Genomic DNA, 21382 nt, shown 5'->3' with positions numbered 1-21382 from the left:
CAACTATTTGTTTGCATCTCCTTCGTTTGCATAAATAATCCTTTGTAACACTTCTTTGGCAGAAGAGACATTTTCTGCTACTCGAATGTGGTTGTACAACCGTGTGATTTCAAAAATCTTTTTTACAGAATCATGAATGTTGGCAACCACAAGTTCTCCACCACGACGCCTCAACCAACCTACAATTTGAATCACCATCCCAATTGCGGACGAATCAATATGCGAGGTATTGGCAAAATCAAAAATGATATATCTGTATCCTTCCGACATTTTTTGTTCAATCAAAAGTTTGATTTCAGGACATTTATACAAATCGATATCACTTACAGTGCGGTATTCAAAAATCTCGTTGTGAACTACCACATCTTTCAAATCTAACTTCTCCGGACCTTTCATCATCATTTGGGAATTCATAAACAGTTGTTTATTCAAATCATCCGACTTGGTTGTAATTTTTGTTTCCAAAACTTGTAAACGATTGAGAACTGAACCCAGTGCATTTGGAGCAAAATGTAAGTTTGTTTTTATATCTTGGATAAGACCAAATAACAATACTTTGGCGTCGTCTATATGACCTCGTTTGATAAAATCTGAAATTTCCCTGATACCGAGAGTTGCATTGGCTATCAGAATTTCCACAAGAACATCGGGATCTTGTTTTCCTCGATGGTTCCCTCTGGGAAAACGAAAGGATTCTTTTACTAATTCCAAGGCATTCTGTTGTAACAAATTATAATAAGTTACATTCACTTCACAAAAAGGAGATTCCGCTTGGTTTACCCGGTCATCAATTTCGACACGTAATACTAAATTGCGAATATCGTCGGCTCTGAGATCACCTAACTGAAGATTGATTTTTTGCCTCGAAATAGTTTTAGAATCTCCTAAAAATTCATCAAATTCTTCTGCTATTTGGTGTGAAGTTTCGGATAAAACCTGTTTTAAACGGACACCGGGAGCTAATTGTAATTCTACATCTATGGCTTGTGCATACAAAGCACCAATATCACCAAATTCTTCAAAAAAAATATCAGATGCCTTTTCTGGATTGTCGATGTAATGAAAATTTCCCCCACCAGCTTTGGCAATTTCCACTAACATCTCTTCATTAAAATCGTTTCCCACCCCAATCGTAGTGGTGGAGATACCCATTGCCAAATGATCCGCTGCAATTTTAACTAGGGCTTCTTTTTCCTTAATTCCCGAAGTGGGATTTCCATCCGTGAGTAATAAAACCCGTTTGTATGCATTTGGAATTTTCGACTGGCTAAGACTTTTTAAGGCGGACAACCATCCACCACTCAGATTGGTAGAAGTAGCTACTTGAATGTTCCTAATTTTGTCAGTAACAGAAACTTTTTCTGTTAGGTGAGTCACCGGTTGTATCAATTGGACATCGGCCGAATAAGCAATGATGGTTACTGCATCATGTCTTGTAAGCCAATTGACTAAGGCACAAGAGGCATCAATCACAGATTCCATTTTCTCACCTTTCATGGACCAACTTTTGTCCACGGCAAGACCAATCACCAAAGGTTTCCTTTCATCGATCTTTGGGTTGGCAGGAGTTCGAAATCGAAGTAAGAGATGGTTTTCTTGTATCTCTTTTTCTTGAATTAACGGAAATTCCAATTTGGCATCTACGAACATGACCATAAAATGAAATTCTGAATAAATGTTTTCGCAAGAACAATTTAAAGTAATCTGGCATAGAGAGAATCAATACAATGTTTGGAAAAATTCATGAAGTCTATTCTTCCATTTCTGGGGAAGGAATTTCACAAGGAATTCCCACAGTCTTCATACGATTTGCTGGATGTTCCTTACGTTGTGGCAAAACGGAAACAAGAGCGTTATGGTGTGACACAGCTTACGCACTTGGGCCGAACCAAGGCGAAGAAAAAACTTTGGAATCGGTTTGGAACGATCTAGAAAAATTAGACCCGCACCATGGCTACCAAGTACTACTCACCGGAGGCGAACCCTTAGAAGGAAAAAATCGCGATCTTTCCACTGCGCTTGCCAAACAGATCTACGAACACAGAATGAACGTCGGTAGGCCCTACCCAGCATCCCGTGTAGAAACTAATGGAAGCGAACGGATTACCGAAGATTCCTTTTTTATTTTCACTATGGATTACAAATTACCTGGTTCGGGTATGGAAGATCGTATGGATCAGGAAAATTTCAGGATTCTAGAAAAGAGACATAATTCACTTGACGAAATCAAGTTCGTTGTGCGAGATAGAATCGACTTTGATAGAAGTATCGAAGTCATTCGCGAACAAAAAATACAGACAAATATATTGTATTCGCCAGTCCACGGTGAAGTGGATGCCAAAGAACTTGTTGAATGGATCAAAGTAGACAACCCACCTAAGTGTCGTTTGTCGCTACAAATTCACAAAGTACTTTGGGGAAATCAGAAAGGAGTTTGATGGACATCCCTACTCAATTAAGTTTAGATTTTGAAACAACGGTTGAACCAAAACAAACAAATGAGTATGGGTTTCTCATCGATGAACCAGAGTTAGGCCTTGCTAAAATCACAAAAGACAGTGCCACCTCGGTTGAATTATTCTTTGAATCCAAGGAAATTTTTCGAACAGTCAATAAATCAAACAAACAATTACAATTTTTAAATCAATATCCAGAATCACTTCGCGAATGGGAAGAATTTCCCAAAGCCATGGACTTAGCCCTAGCAGCAAGCCAACTCAAACTTACTTATAATTTCAATAAATTATCCTCTCTTTCCAATTCCAGAACTCGATTGCTTCCGCACCAAATTGAGTGCACTTTCATTGTAGCCAATAGTTTAAAACCAAGGTTTATCCTTGCTGATGAAGTGGGGCTTGGAAAAACCATTGAAGCAGGCCTTGCCATTAAAGAACTCATGTTTCGAAGGGGCTTAAAAAAGGTGCTCGTGGTTGCGCCTTCTCCTCTTCTTGTCCAATGGCAACAAGAGATGAAAAACAAATTCAACGAAGAATTTGCCATCGTTCGTAGAAGAAACTTTGTCACAAACGGTCCAGACCATTGGCGCAATTTTAACAAAATCATCACTTCTATTGATTTCATAAAAAACCCAAAGTATGCAGAAGAGATTTTAGGAACCAAATGGGATATTGTTGTATTTGACGAAGCCCATAGGCTCAGACGTGATTATTCGAAAATCACACGTGGTTATCTTTTTGCAGAAAAAATTGCACGTAAAACAGAATGTTTACTTCTGCTCACAGCCACTCCCTTTCGTGGAAAACTAGAAGAACTTTTTTATCTATTACACCTCGTAGATCCAAATATCCTTGGGCCTTATCACACTTTCGTTAATGATTATGTAGTAGGCCAAAAGGGTGACTTAAAGGAAAAGATATCTAAAGTACTCCTACGCCGCAGAAAAGTAGAAGTGGGTGGATTTACCAAACGATTTGCCAAGACTGTTCGGATTGACCTTTCTCCCATCGAACGCGCGTTTTATGACGAAACTACAGAGTATGTAAAAAGAGAATACAATATGGCGATGGGGACCAAAAACCGAGCCATTGGTTTTGTAATGGTGGTATTTCAGAAATTACTCGATTCCTCTGTCATTGCCCTCCTCTCTGCTTTACAAAAACGTAAATTTATGTTGGAATCGAAATTCCATTACATGAAGGAACATGAAACTACTCTCGACGACTGGGATTTGGATGAAACTGAAGGTGTCGAAGAATTTATTACGGAATTAGAAGATGAAGAAATGTCTAGTTTCCAAAGGATCAAACGTGAGTTGTTCACTCTCAATCGGCTCATCCATTTGGGAAAACAAATCAAAGAAGATAAAAAAACCTTAAAATTAAAAGAAACACTCTATCGCCTAAAAAAAGAAGGGCATAAAAAATTCATCATCTTCACGCAGTTTAGAACCACGCAAGACCACTTACAATCTGTATTAGAACCAGACTTCAAAGTATCTCCCTTCCATGGTTCCCTCAGCATGGATGAAAAAGAAGTAGCCATCCAAAAATTCAAAGAAGACTACGAGATTTTAATTTGTACGGAAGCTGGTGGGGAAGGCCGTAACTTACAATTTGCAAACATACTTTTTAATTATGACTTACCTTGGAGCCCACTGAAGATCGAACAACGAATCGGAAGGATCCATCGTTTCGGTCAAAAAGATAATGTTTATATCTTTAACTTTGCTTCTAAAGATACAGTTGCCGAAAGAATTTTAGAAGTACTCACCAATAAAATCCGTTTATTTGAAGAATCCATTGGTGCTTCGGATGACTTACTCGGAACTATCGAAGAAGAGTTAGATTTTAATTCTAGTCTAATGAAGTTTGTAACCGGCACTAAAACCAAAGAAGAATTAGAAACAGAATTTGATCTTCGGATACAAGTAGCTCAGAAAGGTTTTGAAAAACTCAATGCACTCGTAACTCCTAAAGTATTAGATTTTAATTTAAAAGATTATTATGATCATACACTGGAAGAAAGAGAATGGAACAATAGCCATTTAGAAGAAGTGGTTGCGCAAGGATCCAAGTTCTTTCAAAACTATTTACCCGGCACTCTCACACAGATCAGTAAAGGATCCTACGACTACAAAAATACAGAAGGCAAAGTTAGAAAAGCTACCTTCGATTCTGACCTGGCTCTAACCAATGACTCTCTCGAATTTTTGGCATTCGGACATCCTTTTGTGGAGAAGGTAACGGAGCTACTCACTCAGAGTGATGTTGGTCGCAAAAAAAAGTATCTTATCTCAGAAAACTTGGGACAGAAAATCCTTTTTGTTTTCCAAGTAGAATTCGACTTCTCTCTCAAAAGAAAGGATCTTTTCTTTATTGAATTTGATCTAAAAAAAAGGAAAACTGTAGTATATACGGAGAAACCTCCGGAATGGACAGAAGTAAAAACATATATTCCTGAAAAGGAAATCCCTCTTTCGAAACTAGAAGAAGCATTTATCCATTGTTATCCGATTGTTGAATCGGAAGCAGAGATTAAAAAAGAAATCCTAAGAAAAGAAACTTTGTCCATATTCCAAAAAGAAGAATACAAAGTAGAACTATCTCACCAAAAAACCATACGCCAACTAGAAGAAAAATTGATGCGTCAAGAAGCCGCTTACAAATGGGACAATCGCCCTGAAAAAAAAGCAGTTCTGCACAAAACAATGAAAGAAATCCAACGTGCAAAGGACGAATACACTGTGGAAATTCGCAAAATCAAAAATGGTGCCACAATTTTTCATAAAATTCGACTCTTCCAAACTTACATCAGCATTTAAATTCATTTACATTAGATTTCCAAAGGATAGACTTTGGAAATGTTCTTTCCCAAAATTGCATTCTGGATTCAAATTCTCGTATCTTTATTGTTAGGTTTGTTATTAGGAATCCTGCTAAATCCGGAAACAGGAATTGTATCTGCACTTACTTTGAAGCCTTATTTACTGTGGATGAAACTCCCAGGAGATATTTTTTTAAATTTACTTCAGATGATTATGATCCCCTTAGTGATAGTCTCTATCGCTCTCGGTGTTTCTAGTTTACGAAATTTAAAAGATCTTTGGAACCTGGGGAGTAAAACTCTACTCTACTTTATATTCACAACAATTATATCCGTAAGTATCGGAATTTCACTGACACTCATCATCAAACCGGGAAATCACATCCAAACCCAATCAGTAGAAATCAACACAAACAACTCAGATCCTAAGTTAAATCAAAATTTAGAATCGGTCCCAGAAACAATCGCAAATATAATTCCTAAAAATCTAGTCAATGTTTGGTCCAAACAGCAAATGTTATCAGTAGTTTTTTTTGGTATGATTTTAGGGATTTTCTTTCTAACTTCCCGTGATACAGGAGCCGCTTTAAAAGCTTTTTGTCATTCCTTAGAAAGTTTTTGCTTATGGGTTGTGGCTACTGCAATGAAATTAGCTCCCTTGGCTGTTTTAGGTTTAATGAGTTATGCAATGGTCCAGATCGGCTTTTCTCTGTTATTCGGACTTGTTTCTTATATTGGAACAGTAATTTTAGGACTTTTTTGTATCCTTGTTTTCTACTCTGTTTTGATTCTGCTTTTTACAGGAAAAAATCCCCTTCGTTTTTTGAACCAGGTTCGCGAAATTCCGTTACTTGGATTTTCCACTTCTAGTTCCAGCTCCGTGCTTCCCTATTCTTTAAAACTCGCAAAAGAGAAGTTAAAATTGAAAGAGACTGTGGCGGATTTTGTCCTTCCACTCGGCGCCACAATCAATATGGACGGAACTGCATTGTATCAAGCCGTTGCGACCGTATTTCTGAGTCAGGTATACCAAGTAAATTTATCATCCATAGACTTATTTTTGTTAGTTGGAACGGTCACGGCAGCTTCGATTGGAACTGCAGCGACACCGGGAGTTGGACTGGTGATACTTGCTTCCATCTTATATACATTTCATATACCCATTGAAGGAATCACTATCCTTTTTGGAGTTGACCGCTTTTTAGATATGTGTAGAACTTCAGTAAATCTAACCGGCGATTTATCCTGCGCATATATCATGGACCATATCTGGAAGGAAACTAAACCCAATGAAAAAAATTAAATACACAGTTTTGTTAGGAATGGTAGTATTCCTTATCCATTGTGATACTAAAAAAGATTACTTTGATGATGTCGGAGCAAATCTACTTTGTACTACATACGCAGTTTGTAATGGTGAAACACCTGCAAAAACTGGTATCATTGGTGATAGTTGGACAGACCTCCTTCTCGGATTTCCAGCTGTAGAAACGCTCAGACCTCAATTGGAAAATCGATTCCACTATAAATTTGTGGGTGCTACACTTGGTGGAAAAACCTTACAACAGGTAGTCAGCCAAGGCCTCCAGTTCCAAGTCATAGACCAAGGTGGTGCGGACATGAAGGTAATCATTCTATCCTTAGGTGGAAATGACATTCAAGCAAACCTCTCTGAATATATCGGAAATATAGAAGTCGTTCAAGCACAGCGATTTGCAACCATCAAAGCCAACCTCAAACAAATGATCATTTCCGGTAACGCTTACAAGATTTCCAGGTTTGGGGGTCCTCCTTTAAAATGGATCATCCACGGATACGACTATCCCAACCCATATATGACTCCTGTGATTGCTGGTTCTGACGAAGGATGCAAATCAAAGTTTGATCGCATTGGTCTTGTTGTTCCTGACGCAGCTGTGTTTACCTCTAACCAACTAGATGCATTTAACAACTTACTTCTTGATACCATTCGGGAAGAACCTTCTCTCATCTACGCAGATTTAAGAAATACATTAGGTGGTAAACCAAATTCACGAGCCGAATTCATGTTAGATTGTATTCATGCAAATAACTTAGGTTATACTTATCTTGCCGATAAATTTGCAAGATTAATCTATCCGATTACTAATGTAGGATTTTAAATATGAAAAATATAATAATCATTTCTTTTTTTATTCTTTTGTTGACTTCATCCTTATACTCGCAACCAACAAACACTGGCTTTGCACACCCTCTTCAAATTGAACCAGTGGCCGTGTATACAAAGCTAAGAGGTAATGTTGGTTATTGGCATAAAGATTTTAATGGAGTCAAAGAAATAAATAAAAACATAAATATTGAAGGCGAATACAAATTTACAGATTCTCTTTCAGTAATTTCCTCTATTGGTCGCACTGATTACTCACAAACCGATACGGCAAAAGACGTTACTTGGGATCGTTGGAATGCTGGAATCAAATATGGTAAAGTCTTTGAAAATGGCTCATCGCAATTTCTCATTGGTGGTGGGTTACGGCTTTACGATAAAAAAAGGAATGCTGAGTTCAGAGAAAGAGAAAATCCAGACTTTTATTTAATCAGACCCAACTTTGGACTCGGTTACAAATACGGTATCTTTCAAATCATGTCTGAATTTCGGTTCCAAACAGAAACTAACCGACATGGAAAAGAATCTAGTTTGGAAGAATTCAAAAGGTACTACCAAGTAGGTATTGCTCCCTCTTTTGCAATTGCAGATTTAGTTCGTATATTTACAGAAATTGAATATAGGGAACCAATTGATAGAGCCGCAGATAAAAATCTTAGGTATTTTAATTTTTATCCCGGTATCTCCATGAATACTGAAAGTTTTGGAACATTTAGTTTTTCTCTTCTCTTAGGTATCTTACCGAAAGAAGACAATGCTATGGATCGTGGAATTCGTTTTTCTTACTTTTACTTTTTTGATACAAATCAATAACGTATGAGAAAACTTTGGATGTTACTGTTGGTCTTACACTTTCTTCATTGTCTCAGTGTACAAATTGGAAATCCTTCGGTAACCTTATTTCAAAACAAAGGGCAAGAAGGTTGGTATTCACCGGGAAAAGTTCCTTCAGTTACCGACAGTTTCGTTGAATCTTGCGCCACTAATTACTTCGGATTGGTTAGTATAGGTAACGCAAGTTTAGACTACATACCTCGCAATTCCCGTCCTAAAGAAATCCATAGTCTAGACCATTATTACAAAAACCAATATTTCTTTTTCCAAGAACTTTGTTTACGTATCACCGGACGATGAAACAGAATATTGACTCTTTAAATGAATTTGCAAAAAAACTGAAGAGTGGACTTATCTACGAGGAAATAGAATCTAAATTAAAGGAATTTCATTCCAAAAAAATCAATGCATCTAACAAATCATTAGATGAACTTACTGAAAAGATTCGTAAGAAAGAAGAACAAATAAAAAAACTGTATGACGATATCATTATTCTACAAAACAAACTTTCGGAAACCTTGGATAAGGAACTCAAAAAGTAAAAAATTCTCAATGAAGTTCCGGGGTTTTCGAATCGTCTGTTTTATAATTTTTATCTTCACATCTTCCTGTGCAAGTTCTGGATTCGGAACCCAAGGTTTACTCTTTGAGGACCAAAGGATCAGCATGATGGAAACTGGACTCTTTGCCAATAAAGAAGGAATTGCCTGCGCCAAGTCCTACCTAGGTCTGCTTGCCTTGGGGGATGCTTCCGTGGAAGTTTCCCAAAAGAATGGAAATATTAAAGAAATTACGTCTATTGAACTAGAAAGTTACAATTTCTTGGGGATTTACGCAAAACTATGCACAGTTACCAAGGGAAATTAGTCGAAACTAAAACTAGAACCTATGCTCATCTGGAAGAAAATTCGAATCTTATTTCTGTTTGTTTTTTCCTCCTTGGCCTGTCTTCCAGAGCCAAAACCTTCTCTTTTGGGTGTCCTTGTATTACCTTTGGTAACACAGACCTCAGAAAATTTCACTATTGAATCTACAATTCCTACCAATGGGGCAACAGGTGTTTCACTAAATCCCACCATCACCATTGTCATGACACAAGCTGTTGAATCGACATCCCTCAATACAAATATCAGTTGTTCCCCATCTTGTCCGAGTCTGACAGGTGGAGCTTCTAACCGAACGATTACGCTTACACCTGCTAGTGCCTTGATCACAGGAACGACATACACTATCACGCTTAACCAAAACATCCAATCCATCTTTGGGTTGACTCTCGGCACTAATACAAGTTTTAGTTTTACAACCTTATAAATAAAAAAGCCGACGTTTCCGCCGGCTCCACAGTTTCCCCTTTCAGAGATCAGAATATTTTAAAAGGAAACTTCCAAAGGAAAGCCTCCTCTATCTGAAACGGGATTTGTTTTAATTTCCTATTTAAAGAAATTTAAAACGATTCCACCTTTTGTTACAAAAAATTCAGCAAACACGAGTGAGGTGATCGCCATAAGTTTGATCAAGATGTTGATCGCAGGTCCAGAAGTGTCTTTGAATGGATCGCCAACAGTATCACCCACAACCGCAGCTTTGTGTTTTTCAGATCCTTTTCCACCCGCTGTTTTTTCGATGTATTTTTTTGCGTTGTCCCAAGCTCCACCAGAGTTAGCAGAAGAGATGGCAAGTACTACACCAGAAACAAGGGCACCGGCAAGGAGTCCCGCAAGAGACTTCACACCAAATAAATAACCCACAACGATTGGGCTCAAAAGAACCAAAAGACCAGGAGGGATCATTTCACGAAGAGCAGCAGAAGTAGAGATATCTACACACTTAGCATACTCTGGTTTTGCAGTTCCTTCCATAAGACCAGGGATTTCTTTGAATTGGCGACGAACTTCTTTTACCATATCAAGAGCTGCCTTTCCTACAGACTTCATAGTCATCGCAGAGAAAATAAAAGGAAGCATGGCACCAAAGAGAAGACCACCAAAAACAAGTGGATCTAAAAGTTCGATAGATGTTAGGTCAACCGCACCTTCTCCCATTTCCTTTGTAGCATTTTGTGTTCTTGTGATAAAAGCAGCAAATAGAGCAAGTGAGGTTAAAGCTGCAGATCCAATCGCAAAACCTTTTCCTACAGCCGCAGTTGTGTTACCCGCCGCATCAAGAGTATCCGTTCTGTCACGAACGTCTTTTCCAAGTTCTGCCATCTCTGCAATTCCACCCGCGTTATCGGAAACCGGACCGTAAGCATCGATCGTAAGACCAATGGCAATCGTGGAAATCATTCCAATCGCAGCAATCGCAATTCCATACATACCGGCAAGGATATTGGAAACAACAATCACAATCACAAGTAGGATTACCGGAACCACAGTAGATTTGTAACCAAGAGCAAGTCCGTAGATGATGTTAGTGGCAGCACCTGTTTCACAAGCATCGGCTACTTCACGCACTGGTTTGTATGAATGAGATGTATAAATCTCAGTAATCCAACCAATGAACATACCAGCAAACAAACCTAATGCGACTGATGTATAAACATTCCATTTTGTGATGGTTTTGTCTCCAATTTGGAAACTATCAATCATGAAGATGTCAGTAATAAAGTAAAGAGCAGCAGCTACTATAAAAGTTGAGATCCAAAGTTGGAATTTTAATACTCTCTCTACATTTCCATTTTCTTTTACACGCGCAAAGAAAGTAGTGATAAGAGAGGCAGGGATTCCAATCGCAGAAATCAAAAGAGGATAAAGTAAAGCAGAGTTGTTGTCTGCAAGGGCTGATGCCGTGGCACCAATCACAAGAGCCGCACAAGTGGCTTCTGCAGCAGAACCAAAAAGGTCGGCACCCATACCAGCGATGTCCCCTACGTTGTCTCCAACGTTATCAGCAATAGTTGCTGGGTTACGAGGGTCATCTTCCGGAATTCCTTTTTCTACCTTTCCTACAAGGTCAGCACCAACGTCAGCAGCTTTGGTATAAATACCACCACCCACACGACCAAAAAGTGCTACAGATGATCCACCAAGACCAAAACCTGCAAGTGATTCCATAAGGATGTGTTTGGCAACACCGACGTTTGTTCCAGTGAATAGAAGGAAAAGTCCAATCATACCAAGAACAGCCAAACCAATGAGTCCAAAACCCATAACGGCTCCAGAATCATAAGCTACTCGGAAGGCTTTAGAAAGGGAAGTTTTTGCTGCTTGGGCCGTACGAACGTTACCAGCTGTGGCAATTTTCATTCCAATAAAACCAGAAAGACAAGAAATGAGGGCGCCTGATACAAAAGCAACAGCAGTGTAAATGCCTTCGTTAAACTCAGTCTTCGGATTGTCCAAAAGTAAATAGATGAGAACAGTCATGAAACTGATAAATAGCAAAATGACTCGGTATTCTCTGAGAAGGAAAGCCATGGCCCCTTCTGCGATCGCCGCGGAGATTTCTTTTAACTTTGCGGTTTCTTTTGCGTCGCTACCGTCTCCGCCCACTTGGATGCGAACCACCCGAGCTGCGTAGAAAATCGCCGTGGCAATGGAAACAAGCGCCATGACGATGATGATTAACTCTACATTCATGAGATCCTCTTTGAGATTGTTTATTTGAATTTCTAAGATTATTTAGAAGATGACCGATGAGAATCCATAGATGATACTTCGGTCTAGGAGAATATGGCAATTTGGTGTTCTGGTAACAAGTCTATTTCTGGTTTCCAGGCCAAATTTAGCAGAAACAGAGGTTCTGAACCCTGTTAAGGCCTTATACGGTTATGAAGATCTATTGCGGATGGCTGAGGACAAAATTGTCACGGAAACACCAGCCAAAGCCTTTGATTTTCTCATCAAAGCCAAAGAACTGAATCCAGATCCAGACTACCGATACTACAATCTATCAGCAAGAGCTCATATAAAACTTGGACAGCACTTCGATGGAATCCACTCTTATGAAGAGTCACTCAAAAAGAAAAAAGACCAATTCGATTTGATTTTGTATGTTGCGGATTTTTATGAAAAAGAAAGGAAACAAAAAGAGGCTTTGTTCTATACTAAATTTTATTTAGAACAAAAACCAAATGCAAAATACAGATTGTATACCGCAGCCATCCTCGCGCGCCAATTAGGATTAGAATCAGAATACGAATCGTATTTCCAAAAATTAGAATCAGACAAAACCTTTGTTTCCGAAAAGGATGCTTTGCAAAGTAGCCTTCAAAAAAATATCAAAAACAAAAAATGGAAAGAAGCGGATGATTTAAGTTTACGTTACTTAGTGTACTTTCCTCGGGAAGAAGGTATGTATGAAACTTTGATTCTTGCCAGAAGGGGAAGGCAATCTGAACTTTTAGAACAAGCCTACCAATGGACAACCACAGTATTTTTAAACGAAACAAGATACTTCACTCGGTATGGAGTGTATCTTCAGGAGAAACAAAGGTATTTGGAAGCTCTGGCTTTATTTCGTCGTGGTTTCTATAATTTATTAAAATTTTATCCGGAATCAGATGCTGGAGAGATTTTATTTCTCATTCGTCAAAGTTATGCGAATCTCGGAAAAGATAGAGATACTCTCGCAATCGACTCCTTGGTGAAGGATTTTCAAAACCAAAATAAACTCACAGCAGTCGAATTGGAAAACCATCAAATTACTTACCGCAAAAATAGAGAGTATTTACTCTTTTGTATCCACTGGTTTTCCAACCGCGATCAGACGATGGCGAACCAATACCGCCAAAAGTTGAAAGACCGCGATCTAGAATTTGAGGAATCGGAATTCTTGCGGGTTATAGGACCGTTTGCTGCACTCCCGCAAAATCTTTAACTATGGTATTTCTTTTTATCATCAATTAACGATTGTACGACGGATGGATCTGCTAGTGTACTGATATCTCCGAGTGTATCAAATTCGTTATTGGCAATTTTTCGCAAAATACGTCGCATGATTTTCCCAGACCGAGTTTTAGGAAGTCCCGGAGCCCAGTGGATTACTTCTGGCCTTGCAATTTTACCAATCACCTTTTCTACCATGGCAATCAGTTCTTTTTTTAAGGCATCATTGGTCGTCACTCCCTGTTTCACTGTGACATAGGCATAAATTCCTTGGCCTTTGATATCATGTGGAAATCCCACAACGGCCGCCTCAGCGACAGATTTATGTTCTACTAGGGCACTTTCCACTTCGGCCGATCCAATCCGGTGACCCGAAACATTAAGTACGTCGTCGACTCTGCCTGTTATGCGAAAGTATCCATCCTTGTCTTTGTTGGCCCCATCACCAGTAAAATAGTAACCCTTAAATTGAGAAAAATAAGTATCAAAGAATCGTTTGGAATCCCCATACACACCTCTCATCATGGAAGGCCAAGGTTTGGCAATGCAAAGGTTCCCGGAGATTTCCCCTTTGCCTTTGACTTCCACACCTTCATTGTCCACAAGAACTGGTTGAATTCCATAAAACGGCCAACTCGCCGAACCTGGTTTTTGCGGAATGGCTCCCGGAACTCCAGAGATCATAATGGATCCTGTTTCTGTTTGCCACCAAGTATCTACAATCGGGCATTTGGATTTTCCTATATTGGTATGATACCATTCCCAAGCCTCAGGGTTAATGGGTTCTCCAACGGAACCAAGCAATCGCAAAGACTGGAGAGATCTTTTTTTGATATGGTCTAGTCCTTCTCGCATGAGAGCACGAATGGCTGTTGGTGCGGTATAAAATACAGTAACTTTATATTTATCAATCACATCCCAAAACCTACCTGCATCTGGATAACTTGGCACTCCTTCAAACATAAGAGAAGTTGCCCCATTCGACAAAGGTCCATAGAGAATATAACTATGCCCGGTAATCCAACCAATGTCTGCTGTACACCAATAAGTATCTGTTTCTTTGTAATCAAAAATTGTTGCAAACGTAAGGTTAGCACCGAGCAAATATCCAGCAGTTGTATGTAGAACCCCTTTCGGTTTTCCCGTAGAGCCAGAGGTATAAAGAATAAAGAGGGGATCTTCTGAATCCACCGGTACAGGAGGACAGTCTTTTTTGACGTCCGCTTCTTTCATTAAGTAGTGATACCAATGGTCCCGGCCTTCTTTCCAGTTTAAATTTCCTTCATCACCCGTTCGTTTAACAACAATTACATCTTTTACTTTAAATTTAGTTTCTTCCAAAGCGGTATCGACATTCTTTTTTAATTCGATAGGTTTGCCACCTCGGTATCCACCATCTGCCGTAATGACAAGTGCCGGTTTACAATCTTCAATGCGACCCATAAGTGCTTCTGGAGAAAATCCACCAAAGACAACAGAATGAACTGCCCCAATGCGAGTGCATGCCAATGTCGCAATCGCAAGTTCTGGGATCATGGGAAGATAAATGAGGACACGATCTCCCTTTTTCACATGAAACTTTTTAAGTACGTTAGCAAAATAATTCACTTCACGGTGAAGATCGTGGTAGGTTAAAACTTTGGACTCATCGGGATTGTCTCCTTCCCAAATGAGTGCCGCTTTGTTCTTGAGTGGAGAATCTAGATGCCGGTCTAAACAATTGTAAGAAACATTCAGTTTCCCACCTACAAACCATTCGACTTTTGCTTTCGCAAAATCATGTTTGAGGACTTTGGTCCATTTTTTAAACCAGGTTAGGCGTTTTGCTTGTTCCGCCCAGAACTTCTCTGGTTTTTCAATGGATTCTTTATATTTGGCTTTGTATTCTTTTAAACTAACGTTCGCAAACTTAGCGAAGTCTTTGGACGGTGCCACGATTCTTTCTTTCGGCATAGATTCCCTCTAGAGAAAGAATGCTGAACTTTTTTTTAAAAAAGTCCAGCATGAATCTTAAAAATAGAATTTAAAAATTGAACTTAGTGTGAACCGGTTCGGATCAGATCCAAAAATTCACTTCGGGTAGTGGGATCTGTTTTGAATAGACCGAGGAGACTAGAAGTAAAAAGTTCCGAGTTTTGTTTTTCTACCCCACGCATCATCATACACAAATGTTTTGCCTTAATGACAACACCCACACCCAGTGGTTCTAATGTTTCTTGAATTGCCTGTGCAATTTGGTCAGTTAACCTTTCTTGCACTTGCAAACGACGAGCAAAGACATCCACAATTCTTGGAATTTTGCTAATTCCAATGATCTTTTTGTTAGGAATGTAAGCAACGTGAGCCCTTCCATAAAAAGGAAGCAAATGGTGTTCGCATAAAGAATACATTTCAATATCTCGCACAAGAACCATACCAGTGGTATTTTCTTCGAAGATAGCTCCATTTACAATCTGGTTCAAATCGGCCTTATACCCGCTCGTCAAAAAGTCATACGCCTTTTTCACTCGACTAGGAGTTTTCATCAGACCCTCTCTCGTGGGATCTTCACCAATTTGTTTTAGGATTTCTTCGATTAAGTTTTCCATCCGATTCCTTTTTACAGATATGTTCCTTGTGAGGCTGCCTTCCAAATTATGAATGCAGAATATTCACTACCAATTTGACTAGACTCTACCAGAAAGGAAAAGACACATTTCCTTTTTTTTAAATTAATTCTAAAGGACATAATCTAGATCCAATGCGGCTAAAAATAGGTTACGATGCACGGATGATCGAAAATTCGGGGATTGGGATTCGTATCCAACATATTTTAAAATTTTGGCCTATCTCTCCTCAGACGGCCGATTTATTTATCTTTGGAGATCCAGCGATTTTAAAAAAATACAATCTACCAAAAGAAGCTCAAATCATAGAATACAAAACCAATATCTATTCACCTAAAGAATTTTTAGGCCATCCAGAAATGGCAAACATGGATCTTTTAGATATACCGCATTTTAACATTCCGTTCCCTTACATTCGAAAGTGTATTGTTACGATCCATGATCTCATTCCTTATCATTTCAAAGCGGCTCATAGTTCTTTCGTTAAACGAGTGTACATGCAAATTGTGTTTCGATGGATCAAATGGTTTGCTCTGAAGATTATTACAGTCTCTAAATTTACTAAACAAGACTTAGTTCAATCTTTTGGTTATTCGGAAAATAAAATCTCTGTCGTGTATAATGGGATTGATAGAAAGATTTTTTCGAATAAACCATTAACAAATTTAAACATTTTTCTAAAAAAACAATCGCTTCCAAAATCTTATCTTTTCACAGTTGGAATTGGAAAAGCTCACAAAAACTTTCCTTTTTTATTGGAAACTATAGAAGAATTATGGAAAGAAAAAAAATTGAATCTTCCGCTTGTGATTGGAGGAATCAGTAAAGAAATTCCAACAGAACTAAAAGTATTTAAAGACAAATACCCAAATTTAATTTTTTTTCTTCCACACCTGCCGTATGAAGAACTACCTCTTGCTTACCAAGGTGCAAAACTTTTTATTTTCCCATCATTGTACGAAGGATTTGGCTTTCCAGTATTGGAATCACAAAGTGTAGGTACAGTTGTCCTTTCTTCTAATGTTAGTGTCCTTCCCGAAATTTTAGGATCTACTGCAGAATACTTCGATCCGTACTCTAAAGAAAATTTAAAATCTAAAATTCTCTTTTTATTATCGAATGATAAATTACAAAAAGATTACCAAAAGAAAGGTCTAGTGAATGCAAACCGTTTCCTTTGGCACAATGCGATTCAATCCTTGAATAACGTTTATAAATACTTTTCTATTTAGATCCGAAGGTATCTAGATTAAGACGGTCACACTGATACTTGTTGTGTCTTATAATAAAAAACATAAGAAACAGCCAATATTCGGAATATAACAATAGGTGCAATTGCCGTAGATACAGAATCTCCACTTTGCAAATGTGCAATCGCTGCCGAAATAAAAGTAATTCCAAACCTGACGTATGCCCATTCCTTGAATCGGCGGGGAATTTGTGGAACGAGAATGGCTAACGATCCGATCAGTTTCGCAATTCCTAAGGGGGAAATGGAAGCTACCTATTATTATGTCTCTCTCGTTTGGAAAGAAACGATTTAAAGAAATTGCTGAGGAAATTCCAGGAATTACGGATAAAATGCTGTCGAAAAAGTGATCCATGAATTAACGCAATGGGCAGTTTCTCATTACCAAAAAACCCACACTAGCGCTGGTCCTAGACCATAAAAAACTGAAACCACAGGTTCAAAAATACTTGTCAGCTTTTCAGCCTCCTAAGAGACTGATTCTCAGAACCATGATCAAGTGTCACTGTGCAGAAGTTTTCTTTGAATCTATCTTAAATGTTGTCAAAGAATCCAATCGCCCTATACTAGAAGTTGCCCGCGAGATGGGAGCTGCTGATACTTGTACGGGTTGTATTCCGGATATGTTAGCCTTCATCGAGCAGGAATTGGAAGGTCAACTTGCAGGAAATACAAATTATTGATTCTAACTTAATCGAATCACTCATCAAAAAAGCCCAAACCGCCGAAAGAAAACGCACCAATCATAACTTCCACGAGCCAGCAGAAGTCTACCAAAGGTTTCTTAATGTGCTTTCAAAAGATACTTACATTCCACCTCACAGACATTTGTTGGATCCAAAACCCGAGACTTTTGTAGTTCTTGAAGGTGAAATCGGATTTTTAATCTTCCAAGAAAATGGAGAAATCAAAGAAGCCCATAAACTCTCTGCTAGTGGTCCCAAACGAGGAATTGACCTACAGCCAGGTGTTTGGCATAGTTTAGTTTGTCTTTCACAGAATGCTGTTTGTTTTGAAGGGAAGTCCGGTCCTTATGATCCAACTATTGACAAAGAGTTTCACTCCAAGTATCCACTGGAAGGTGATCCTAAAGTGAATGAAACCATCGCATGGTATGAATCTTTGTTTGTATGAATCGGATCTCCTCATTAAGTAAATTTTACCTAACACTCTTTATGGTTTCCTTCTCTTTTTTTTGTAAATCCTTACCTTCGATTGTTCCCGTAAAAGAACATAAGTTGGAATCCATTTCTTCTGATGGAATTTTGAGGTCTTTTCGTTACTATATTCCAAAACAAATCAAACAAGATCGCTTGCCCGTGGTTTTTATTTTGCATGGAGGTGGTGGCACGGGGGAAGGAATGATTTACCTTACAAGAATGTCTGAAAAGGCCGAAGAGTATGGATTTATCGCCGTTTATCCTGATGGTTATGCCAACCGCTGGAATGATGGTAGAAAAATTCCACATTCCCTAACTGATAAACGAAACACAAAAGATGTGGAATTTTTTCGGGATATGGTTCGACATTTAGATACACAAATCCCTGTGGATTATAACAGAATCCATGCAGTTGGTATCTCCAACGGTGGATTTATGACACAGCGATTGTTATGCGAAGCTACAGATTTATTCAGTTCTGGTTATTCAATTGCGGCAGTTACTTCCAGAGGTTTGAAAGAAATTTGTAACCCACCTCCTCAAAAATCGATCGGTTTCATTATGGGGACATCAGATGATGTAGTACCCTACTTGGGAGGAACGGTTTCCATTCCTTCTGATCCAAACAATCAATCACACCGGATTGCTGCGGGAGATGTAGTTTCCTACTTAGAATCATTAAATTTCTGGTCCTCAGGTTTTTCCTGCAAAGAAGAAACAAAATCGAAAAAAAGGCATTTAAACAAGTTTTGGAAGCGCGATATTCAATATACTAAAATCGCAGACTGTCATTCGGATCAAATGGTAGAAGGATATTTAATTCCCGGTGGTGGTCACATTTGGCCCAATGGATTTTATTACCAAAACGAAAAACAATATGGGTATTTAAGTAAGGACTTGGATACAAGAGAAATTGTGTTACAATTCTTCAGATCGACCTACAAAAAAGAAAAGTTGGTAAACAATGCATCATTCGGAAATTAGAAATTCATCCACTGTATTTACCACTTTAGAAACAGGATCGGGAGATCCTGTTCTCTTCCTTCATGGTTTTCCGGATAACCATAAAACCTTTGCTCCTATTATGGAACAAATTGGAAAGAATGATTTCCATTGCGTTGCACCTGTTATGCGAGGATATGAACCCTCCACAATCTCGCATGCGCATAAATTACATGTAGTTGATCTTGTGGATGATATATTAGGATGGATGGAAGATCGTAGATGGGACTCGGTTCATTTAGTAGGACACAATTGGGGAGCTGTGATCGCCTTTGCAGCTGGAATGTATTACCCCAATCGGATCAAATCCATCACAAGCCTTGGGGTTCCGTTGTTACGAACATACCAGGATTCTTTTTTTTGGGCACCTCAACAAACAATCCATTCGTGGTATGTTGTATTGTTCCAAATTCCTTTTTTAGCAGAACTAACAATCCGTTCCAACGGTTTTGCCTTGGTGGATTTTTTATGGAAGGACTGGTCACCAGGGTACACCCCAAACCAAGACCATTTAGCAGAAATTAAAGCTAACTTTCAGAATCCAGGAATCCTATCTTCGGCCCTTGCTTATTACCGAAATTTAAACGATTTATTCACAGAATCGGGTAGAGAAAGTATATTAGGAATCTTAGATTCACAAATTACCGTTCCGACACAAATTCTATACGGTTTGAATGATGGCTGTTTTCATAAAAATCTTTTCGAACATCTTTTGGATGAAACCGACTTTCCTCGTGGGTTTCGCAAAATTGGATTTGATCATGCAGGTCATTTCCTCCATTGGGAAAGAAGAGAAGAAGTGACTAAGTTGATTTTAGAATGGTTACAAAAAAATAAATAAGAATCTGCTAATTTTCTTTCGTCAAATGTTCTTTAAGGAGATTGAATATGTTTCAAAATATGGGTCTTTATGACAGAATCATTCGAGTGGTCGTTGGTTTAGTATTAGGTGGATTGTACTTGGGTGGAATTGTAGAAGGAACAACCGCATTGGTTCTCTTTGTTATCGGACTTGTTATGATTGCAACATCTGCAATTGGCTTCTGCCCGGCCTACCTTCCTTTTAAGTTTACAACAAAAGAAAAATAAGTCGTAAAAGGCAGATAATAACCAACTCACAGATTAATGTTTGTGAGTTGTATGTTTACTTCTTCAAACTCACCAAGACTTCATAGTGTTGAGTTCTTGGAAAAAAATCAAACAAAGCCATATAATTCAATCTATACCCTATAGCCTCCAATCTTGTAATATCACGTTTCAGTGTACTCGGATTGCAGCTAGAATAAATGATTTGTTTCGGTGAAAACATAGATGCTGATTCGACAATTCCTTCAGAAAGTCCAGCCCTCGGCGGATTCACAATCCAAATGGGAAATGTGGCAACATGTTTCGGAAGGTGTTTTTGGTATAAATCGCTAACTTCATATTCAAACTGTAACGCATTGTTAGTCTTAGCATTTTCTTTAGCATAGCGAATGCTTTTTTCGTGAGATTCAATCCCATACAAAGATTCAATTTTCTCTCGGATCGAAATCCCTATGGTTCCACAGCCGCAAAATAATTCCAAAATATTTGCAGAGTCTGGTAATAGAGATTTTATTTTTTCAAGCCAAGGTTCTATTAGAAACTGGTTGATTTGAAAGAAACCCCGTTCTGGCACTTTTAACTTGGTATTAAAAATACTAATTTCCGTTTGGTCTCTTTCGTAATTCACAACTGATTTTGAAGATAACCGAAGTTGAATGGATTTGTTCTTAGAAACCGACTTCTGGAGTCCAGCGGGAACCATTTCCCATAACAAACGTTTATCGACAGTTTTACAAACAGAACTGGACTCTTTGACAATCCGGTGGGTATTTTTTGAAAAGTATCCTATTTCTCTACCATTCGATTGCCATTGAACATTATTTCGATATTCGTTCTCAAGGCCTTTGATTACTTGAACCTTACCTTTCCATTTGGGGAACATCGCTTCTAGGAGTGATGTTTTGATTTCCAATTCATCTTGGTATGAAATATGGCGATAACTGCAGCCACCGCAATCCATGAACACCGAACAACAATCAGAAGGAATCCTTCTTTCGGACGCTTCAATGACTTCGGATACAGTTCCAAACCATTCTTTTTTTCCTGTTTTATAAAGACTTATGTCTACCAATTCTCCGGGCAGTCCGCCCTCAACGAAGACGGCATGTCCCTCATGATGGGCCAAACAAAACCCACCATTCACCCACTTTTCCAGTTTTATGCGCAACTTTTCCATTCTCTAGAACCAT

At 38.6% G+C, this 21382-nt stretch carries 23 protein-coding genes; 17 read left to right on the top strand and 6 right to left on the bottom strand.

The genetic code is table 11. The annotated features are described in order from the left end of the window. Positions 1-3 precede the first annotated feature (3 nt). On the bottom strand, positions 4-1656 hold the full coding sequence (locus LEP1GSC195_RS14480; protein WP_040506780.1) for a VWA domain-containing protein: 1653 nt from the start codon (positions 1654-1656) through the stop codon (positions 4-6). A gap of 71 nt (positions 1657-1727) precedes the next feature. Here LEP1GSC195_RS14480 and LEP1GSC195_RS14475 point away from each other — a divergent pair, with 71 nt between their 5' ends. Genes LEP1GSC195_RS14475 through LEP1GSC195_RS14435 form a run of 9 tightly spaced genes read left to right on the top strand, consistent with a single transcriptional unit; the run spans position 1728 to position 9574 of the window. Then, complete coding sequence (locus LEP1GSC195_RS14475; RefSeq protein WP_015681731.1) at positions 1728-2438, top strand: 7-carboxy-7-deazaguanine synthase QueE; 711 nt, start codon at positions 1728-1730, stop codon at positions 2436-2438. Next, complete coding sequence (locus tag LEP1GSC195_RS14470) at positions 2438-5281, top strand: DEAD/DEAH box helicase (RefSeq protein ID WP_015680947.1); 2844 nt, start codon at positions 2438-2440, stop codon at positions 5279-5281. The genes LEP1GSC195_RS14475 and LEP1GSC195_RS14470 overlap by 1 nt, the downstream gene beginning before the upstream one ends. 39 nt (positions 5282-5320) lie before the next feature. Then, the gene (locus LEP1GSC195_RS14465) at positions 5321-6586 is read left to right on the top strand and encodes a dicarboxylate/amino acid:cation symporter (RefSeq protein WP_015682755.1); all 1266 of its coding nucleotides are present in this window, start codon (positions 5321-5323) and stop codon (positions 6584-6586) included. Beyond that, complete coding sequence (locus LEP1GSC195_RS14460) at positions 6573-7424, top strand: SGNH/GDSL hydrolase family protein (protein ID WP_015682080.1); 852 nt, start codon at positions 6573-6575, stop codon at positions 7422-7424. The genes LEP1GSC195_RS14465 and LEP1GSC195_RS14460 overlap by 14 nt, the downstream gene beginning before the upstream one ends. A gap of 2 nt (positions 7425-7426) precedes the next feature. Then, positions 7427-8242: a hypothetical protein gene (locus LEP1GSC195_RS14455; RefSeq protein WP_015682065.1), complete on the top strand. Its 816-nt coding sequence runs from the start codon at positions 7427-7429 to the stop codon at positions 8240-8242. 3 nt (positions 8243-8245) lie between these two features. Then, on the top strand, positions 8246-8563 hold the full coding sequence (locus LEP1GSC195_RS14450; RefSeq protein ID WP_040506778.1) for a TRL-like family protein: 318 nt from the start codon (positions 8246-8248) through the stop codon (positions 8561-8563). Continuing rightward, positions 8560-8805 carry a hypothetical protein gene (locus LEP1GSC195_RS14445; protein WP_015682517.1) on the top strand — a complete coding sequence of 82 codons (246 nt, stop codon included), beginning with the start codon at positions 8560-8562 and terminating at the stop codon, positions 8803-8805. The genes LEP1GSC195_RS14450 and LEP1GSC195_RS14445 overlap by 4 nt, the downstream gene beginning before the upstream one ends. A 10-nt stretch (positions 8806-8815) precedes the next feature. Beyond that, a complete protein-coding gene (locus LEP1GSC195_RS19595; protein WP_084597418.1) occupies positions 8816-9130 on the top strand; it encodes a TRL-like family protein in 315 nt (104 codons plus the stop codon). A 21-nt stretch (positions 9131-9151) separates the two neighbouring features. Continuing rightward, positions 9152-9574 carry an Ig-like domain-containing protein gene (locus LEP1GSC195_RS14435; protein WP_015681209.1) on the top strand — a complete coding sequence of 141 codons (423 nt, stop codon included), beginning with the start codon at positions 9152-9154 and terminating at the stop codon, positions 9572-9574. A gap of 119 nt (positions 9575-9693) precedes the next feature. Here the strand turns inward: LEP1GSC195_RS14435 and LEP1GSC195_RS14430 are convergent, their stop codons facing one another. Further along, the gene (locus tag LEP1GSC195_RS14430; protein WP_015681155.1) at positions 9694-11841 is read right to left on the bottom strand and encodes a sodium-translocating pyrophosphatase; all 2148 of its coding nucleotides are present in this window, start codon (positions 11839-11841) and stop codon (positions 9694-9696) included. Positions 11842-11911: 70 nt separating this feature from the next. On the opposite strand from LEP1GSC195_RS14430, the gene LEP1GSC195_RS14425 reads away from it, so the two are divergent. After that, on the top strand, positions 11912-13081 hold the full coding sequence (locus LEP1GSC195_RS14425; RefSeq protein ID WP_040506776.1) for a tetratricopeptide repeat protein: 1170 nt from the start codon (positions 11912-11914) through the stop codon (positions 13079-13081). Here the strand turns inward: LEP1GSC195_RS14425 and acs are convergent. Then, entirely contained in the window at positions 13078-15042 is a 1965-nt protein-coding gene (acs, locus tag LEP1GSC195_RS14420) for an acetate--CoA ligase (protein WP_015682692.1), read from the bottom strand. The two genes, LEP1GSC195_RS14425 and acs, sit on opposite strands and share 4 nt — an antisense overlap. 83 nt (positions 15043-15125) lie before the next feature. Continuing rightward, positions 15126-15698 carry a GTP cyclohydrolase I FolE gene (gene folE / locus LEP1GSC195_RS14415; RefSeq protein WP_269571401.1) on the bottom strand — a complete coding sequence of 191 codons (573 nt, stop codon included), beginning with the start codon at positions 15696-15698 and terminating at the stop codon, positions 15126-15128. A gap of 131 nt (positions 15699-15829) precedes the next feature. Here folE and LEP1GSC195_RS14410 point away from each other — a divergent pair, with 131 nt between their 5' ends. After that, positions 15830-16927, top strand: coding sequence for a glycosyltransferase family 4 protein (locus tag LEP1GSC195_RS14410; RefSeq protein WP_040506774.1), 1098 nt, complete (start codon positions 15830-15832; stop codon positions 16925-16927). 26 nt (positions 16928-16953) lie between these two features. On the opposite strand, the gene LEP1GSC195_RS19585 is transcribed toward LEP1GSC195_RS14410, so the two are convergent. Next, positions 16954-17133 carry a hypothetical protein gene (locus LEP1GSC195_RS19585; RefSeq protein WP_232227843.1) on the bottom strand — a complete coding sequence of 60 codons (180 nt, stop codon included), beginning with the start codon at positions 17131-17133 and terminating at the stop codon, positions 16954-16956. Between the two features lie 74 nt (positions 17134-17207). Between LEP1GSC195_RS19585 and LEP1GSC195_RS20300 the strand changes: the two genes are divergently transcribed. From LEP1GSC195_RS20300 to LEP1GSC195_RS14385, 6 genes are all read left to right on the top strand, one after another. Continuing rightward, positions 17208-17294: a winged helix-turn-helix transcriptional regulator gene (locus tag LEP1GSC195_RS20300; RefSeq protein ID WP_156827679.1), complete on the top strand. Its 87-nt coding sequence runs from the start codon at positions 17208-17210 to the stop codon at positions 17292-17294. 141 nt (positions 17295-17435) lie between these two features. Continuing rightward, the gene (locus tag LEP1GSC195_RS14405; protein WP_015681813.1) at positions 17436-17627 is read left to right on the top strand and encodes a (2Fe-2S)-binding protein; all 192 of its coding nucleotides are present in this window, start codon (positions 17436-17438) and stop codon (positions 17625-17627) included. Further along, entirely contained in the window at positions 17605-18078 is a 474-nt protein-coding gene (locus LEP1GSC195_RS14400) for a WbuC family cupin fold metalloprotein (RefSeq protein WP_015682458.1), read from the top strand. The genes LEP1GSC195_RS14405 and LEP1GSC195_RS14400 overlap by 23 nt, the downstream gene beginning before the upstream one ends. Continuing rightward, complete coding sequence (locus tag LEP1GSC195_RS14395; RefSeq protein ID WP_015680959.1) at positions 18075-19088, top strand: alpha/beta hydrolase family esterase; 1014 nt, start codon at positions 18075-18077, stop codon at positions 19086-19088. Before LEP1GSC195_RS14400 ends, LEP1GSC195_RS14395 begins: the two co-directional genes overlap by 4 nt. Then, positions 19069-19947 (top strand): alpha/beta fold hydrolase, encoded by an 879-nt coding sequence (locus tag LEP1GSC195_RS14390; protein WP_015681605.1) that lies wholly within the window; start codon positions 19069-19071, stop codon positions 19945-19947. Before LEP1GSC195_RS14395 ends, LEP1GSC195_RS14390 begins: the two co-directional genes overlap by 20 nt. 47 nt (positions 19948-19994) lie before the next feature. Then, positions 19995-20195, top strand: a complete 201-nt coding sequence (locus LEP1GSC195_RS14385; protein WP_015681079.1) for a YgaP family membrane protein — start codon at positions 19995-19997, stop codon at positions 20193-20195. A 55-nt stretch (positions 20196-20250) separates the two neighbouring features. On the opposite strand, the gene LEP1GSC195_RS14380 is transcribed toward LEP1GSC195_RS14385, so the two are convergent. After that, positions 20251-21369 (bottom strand): class I SAM-dependent RNA methyltransferase, encoded by a 1119-nt coding sequence (locus tag LEP1GSC195_RS14380; protein ID WP_015681735.1) that lies wholly within the window; start codon positions 21367-21369, stop codon positions 20251-20253. Positions 21370-21382: the final 13 nt, after the last annotated feature.

The organism is Leptospira wolbachii serovar Codice str. CDC, assembly GCF_000332515.2.
Taxonomy (GTDB): Bacteria; Spirochaetota; Leptospiria; order Leptospirales; family Leptospiraceae; genus Leptospira_A; species Leptospira_A wolbachii.
This window is presented reverse-complemented; position numbering and strand designations above follow the sequence as displayed.

What these genes read in the sequence shown, in the direction of transcription:
- LEP1GSC195_RS14390 (WP_015681605.1), top strand. Translation starts at nt 19,069, where the DNA reads ATGCATCATTCGGAAATTAGAAATTCATCCACTGTATTTACCACTTTA.
- LEP1GSC195_RS14450 (WP_040506778.1), top strand. Translation starts at nt 8,246, where the DNA reads ATGAGAAAACTTTGGATGTTACTGTTGGTCTTACACTTTCTTCATTGT.
- LEP1GSC195_RS14395 (WP_015680959.1), top strand. Translation starts at nt 18,075, where the DNA reads ATGAATCGGATCTCCTCATTAAGTAAATTTTACCTAACACTCTTTATG.
- acs (WP_015682692.1), bottom strand. Translation starts at nt 15,042, where the DNA reads ATGCCGAAAGAAAGAATCGTGGCACCGTCCAAAGACTTCGCTAAGTTT.
- LEP1GSC195_RS14385 (WP_015681079.1), top strand. Translation starts at nt 19,995, where the DNA reads ATGTTTCAAAATATGGGTCTTTATGACAGAATCATTCGAGTGGTCGTT.
- LEP1GSC195_RS14425 (WP_040506776.1), top strand. Translation starts at nt 11,912, where the DNA reads ATGATACTTCGGTCTAGGAGAATATGGCAATTTGGTGTTCTGGTAACA.
- LEP1GSC195_RS14430 (WP_015681155.1), bottom strand. Translation starts at nt 11,841, where the DNA reads ATGAATGTAGAGTTAATCATCATCGTCATGGCGCTTGTTTCCATTGCC.
- LEP1GSC195_RS14380 (WP_015681735.1), bottom strand. Translation starts at nt 21,369, where the DNA reads ATGGAAAAGTTGCGCATAAAACTGGAAAAGTGGGTGAATGGTGGGTTT.
- LEP1GSC195_RS14460 (WP_015682080.1), top strand. Translation starts at nt 6,573, where the DNA reads ATGAAAAAAATTAAATACACAGTTTTGTTAGGAATGGTAGTATTCCTT.
- LEP1GSC195_RS14475 (WP_015681731.1), top strand. Translation starts at nt 1,728, where the DNA reads ATGTTTGGAAAAATTCATGAAGTCTATTCTTCCATTTCTGGGGAAGGA.
- LEP1GSC195_RS14405 (WP_015681813.1), top strand. Translation starts at nt 17,436, where the DNA reads ATGATCAAGTGTCACTGTGCAGAAGTTTTCTTTGAATCTATCTTAAAT.
- LEP1GSC195_RS14410 (WP_040506774.1), top strand. Translation starts at nt 15,830, where the DNA reads ATGCGGCTAAAAATAGGTTACGATGCACGGATGATCGAAAATTCGGGG.
- LEP1GSC195_RS14465 (WP_015682755.1), top strand. Translation starts at nt 5,321, where the DNA reads ATGTTCTTTCCCAAAATTGCATTCTGGATTCAAATTCTCGTATCTTTA.
- LEP1GSC195_RS14470 (WP_015680947.1), top strand. Translation starts at nt 2,438, where the DNA reads ATGGACATCCCTACTCAATTAAGTTTAGATTTTGAAACAACGGTTGAA.
- LEP1GSC195_RS14445 (WP_015682517.1), top strand. Translation starts at nt 8,560, where the DNA reads ATGAAACAGAATATTGACTCTTTAAATGAATTTGCAAAAAAACTGAAG.
- LEP1GSC195_RS14480 (WP_040506780.1), bottom strand. Translation starts at nt 1,656, where the DNA reads ATGGTCATGTTCGTAGATGCCAAATTGGAATTTCCGTTAATTCAAGAA.
- LEP1GSC195_RS14455 (WP_015682065.1), top strand. Translation starts at nt 7,427, where the DNA reads ATGAAAAATATAATAATCATTTCTTTTTTTATTCTTTTGTTGACTTCA.
- LEP1GSC195_RS14435 (WP_015681209.1), top strand. Translation starts at nt 9,152, where the DNA reads ATGCTCATCTGGAAGAAAATTCGAATCTTATTTCTGTTTGTTTTTTCC.
- LEP1GSC195_RS20300 (WP_156827679.1), top strand. Translation starts at nt 17,208, where the DNA reads ATGTCTCTCTCGTTTGGAAAGAAACGATTTAAAGAAATTGCTGAGGAA.
- LEP1GSC195_RS19595 (WP_084597418.1), top strand. Translation starts at nt 8,816, where the DNA reads ATGAAGTTCCGGGGTTTTCGAATCGTCTGTTTTATAATTTTTATCTTC.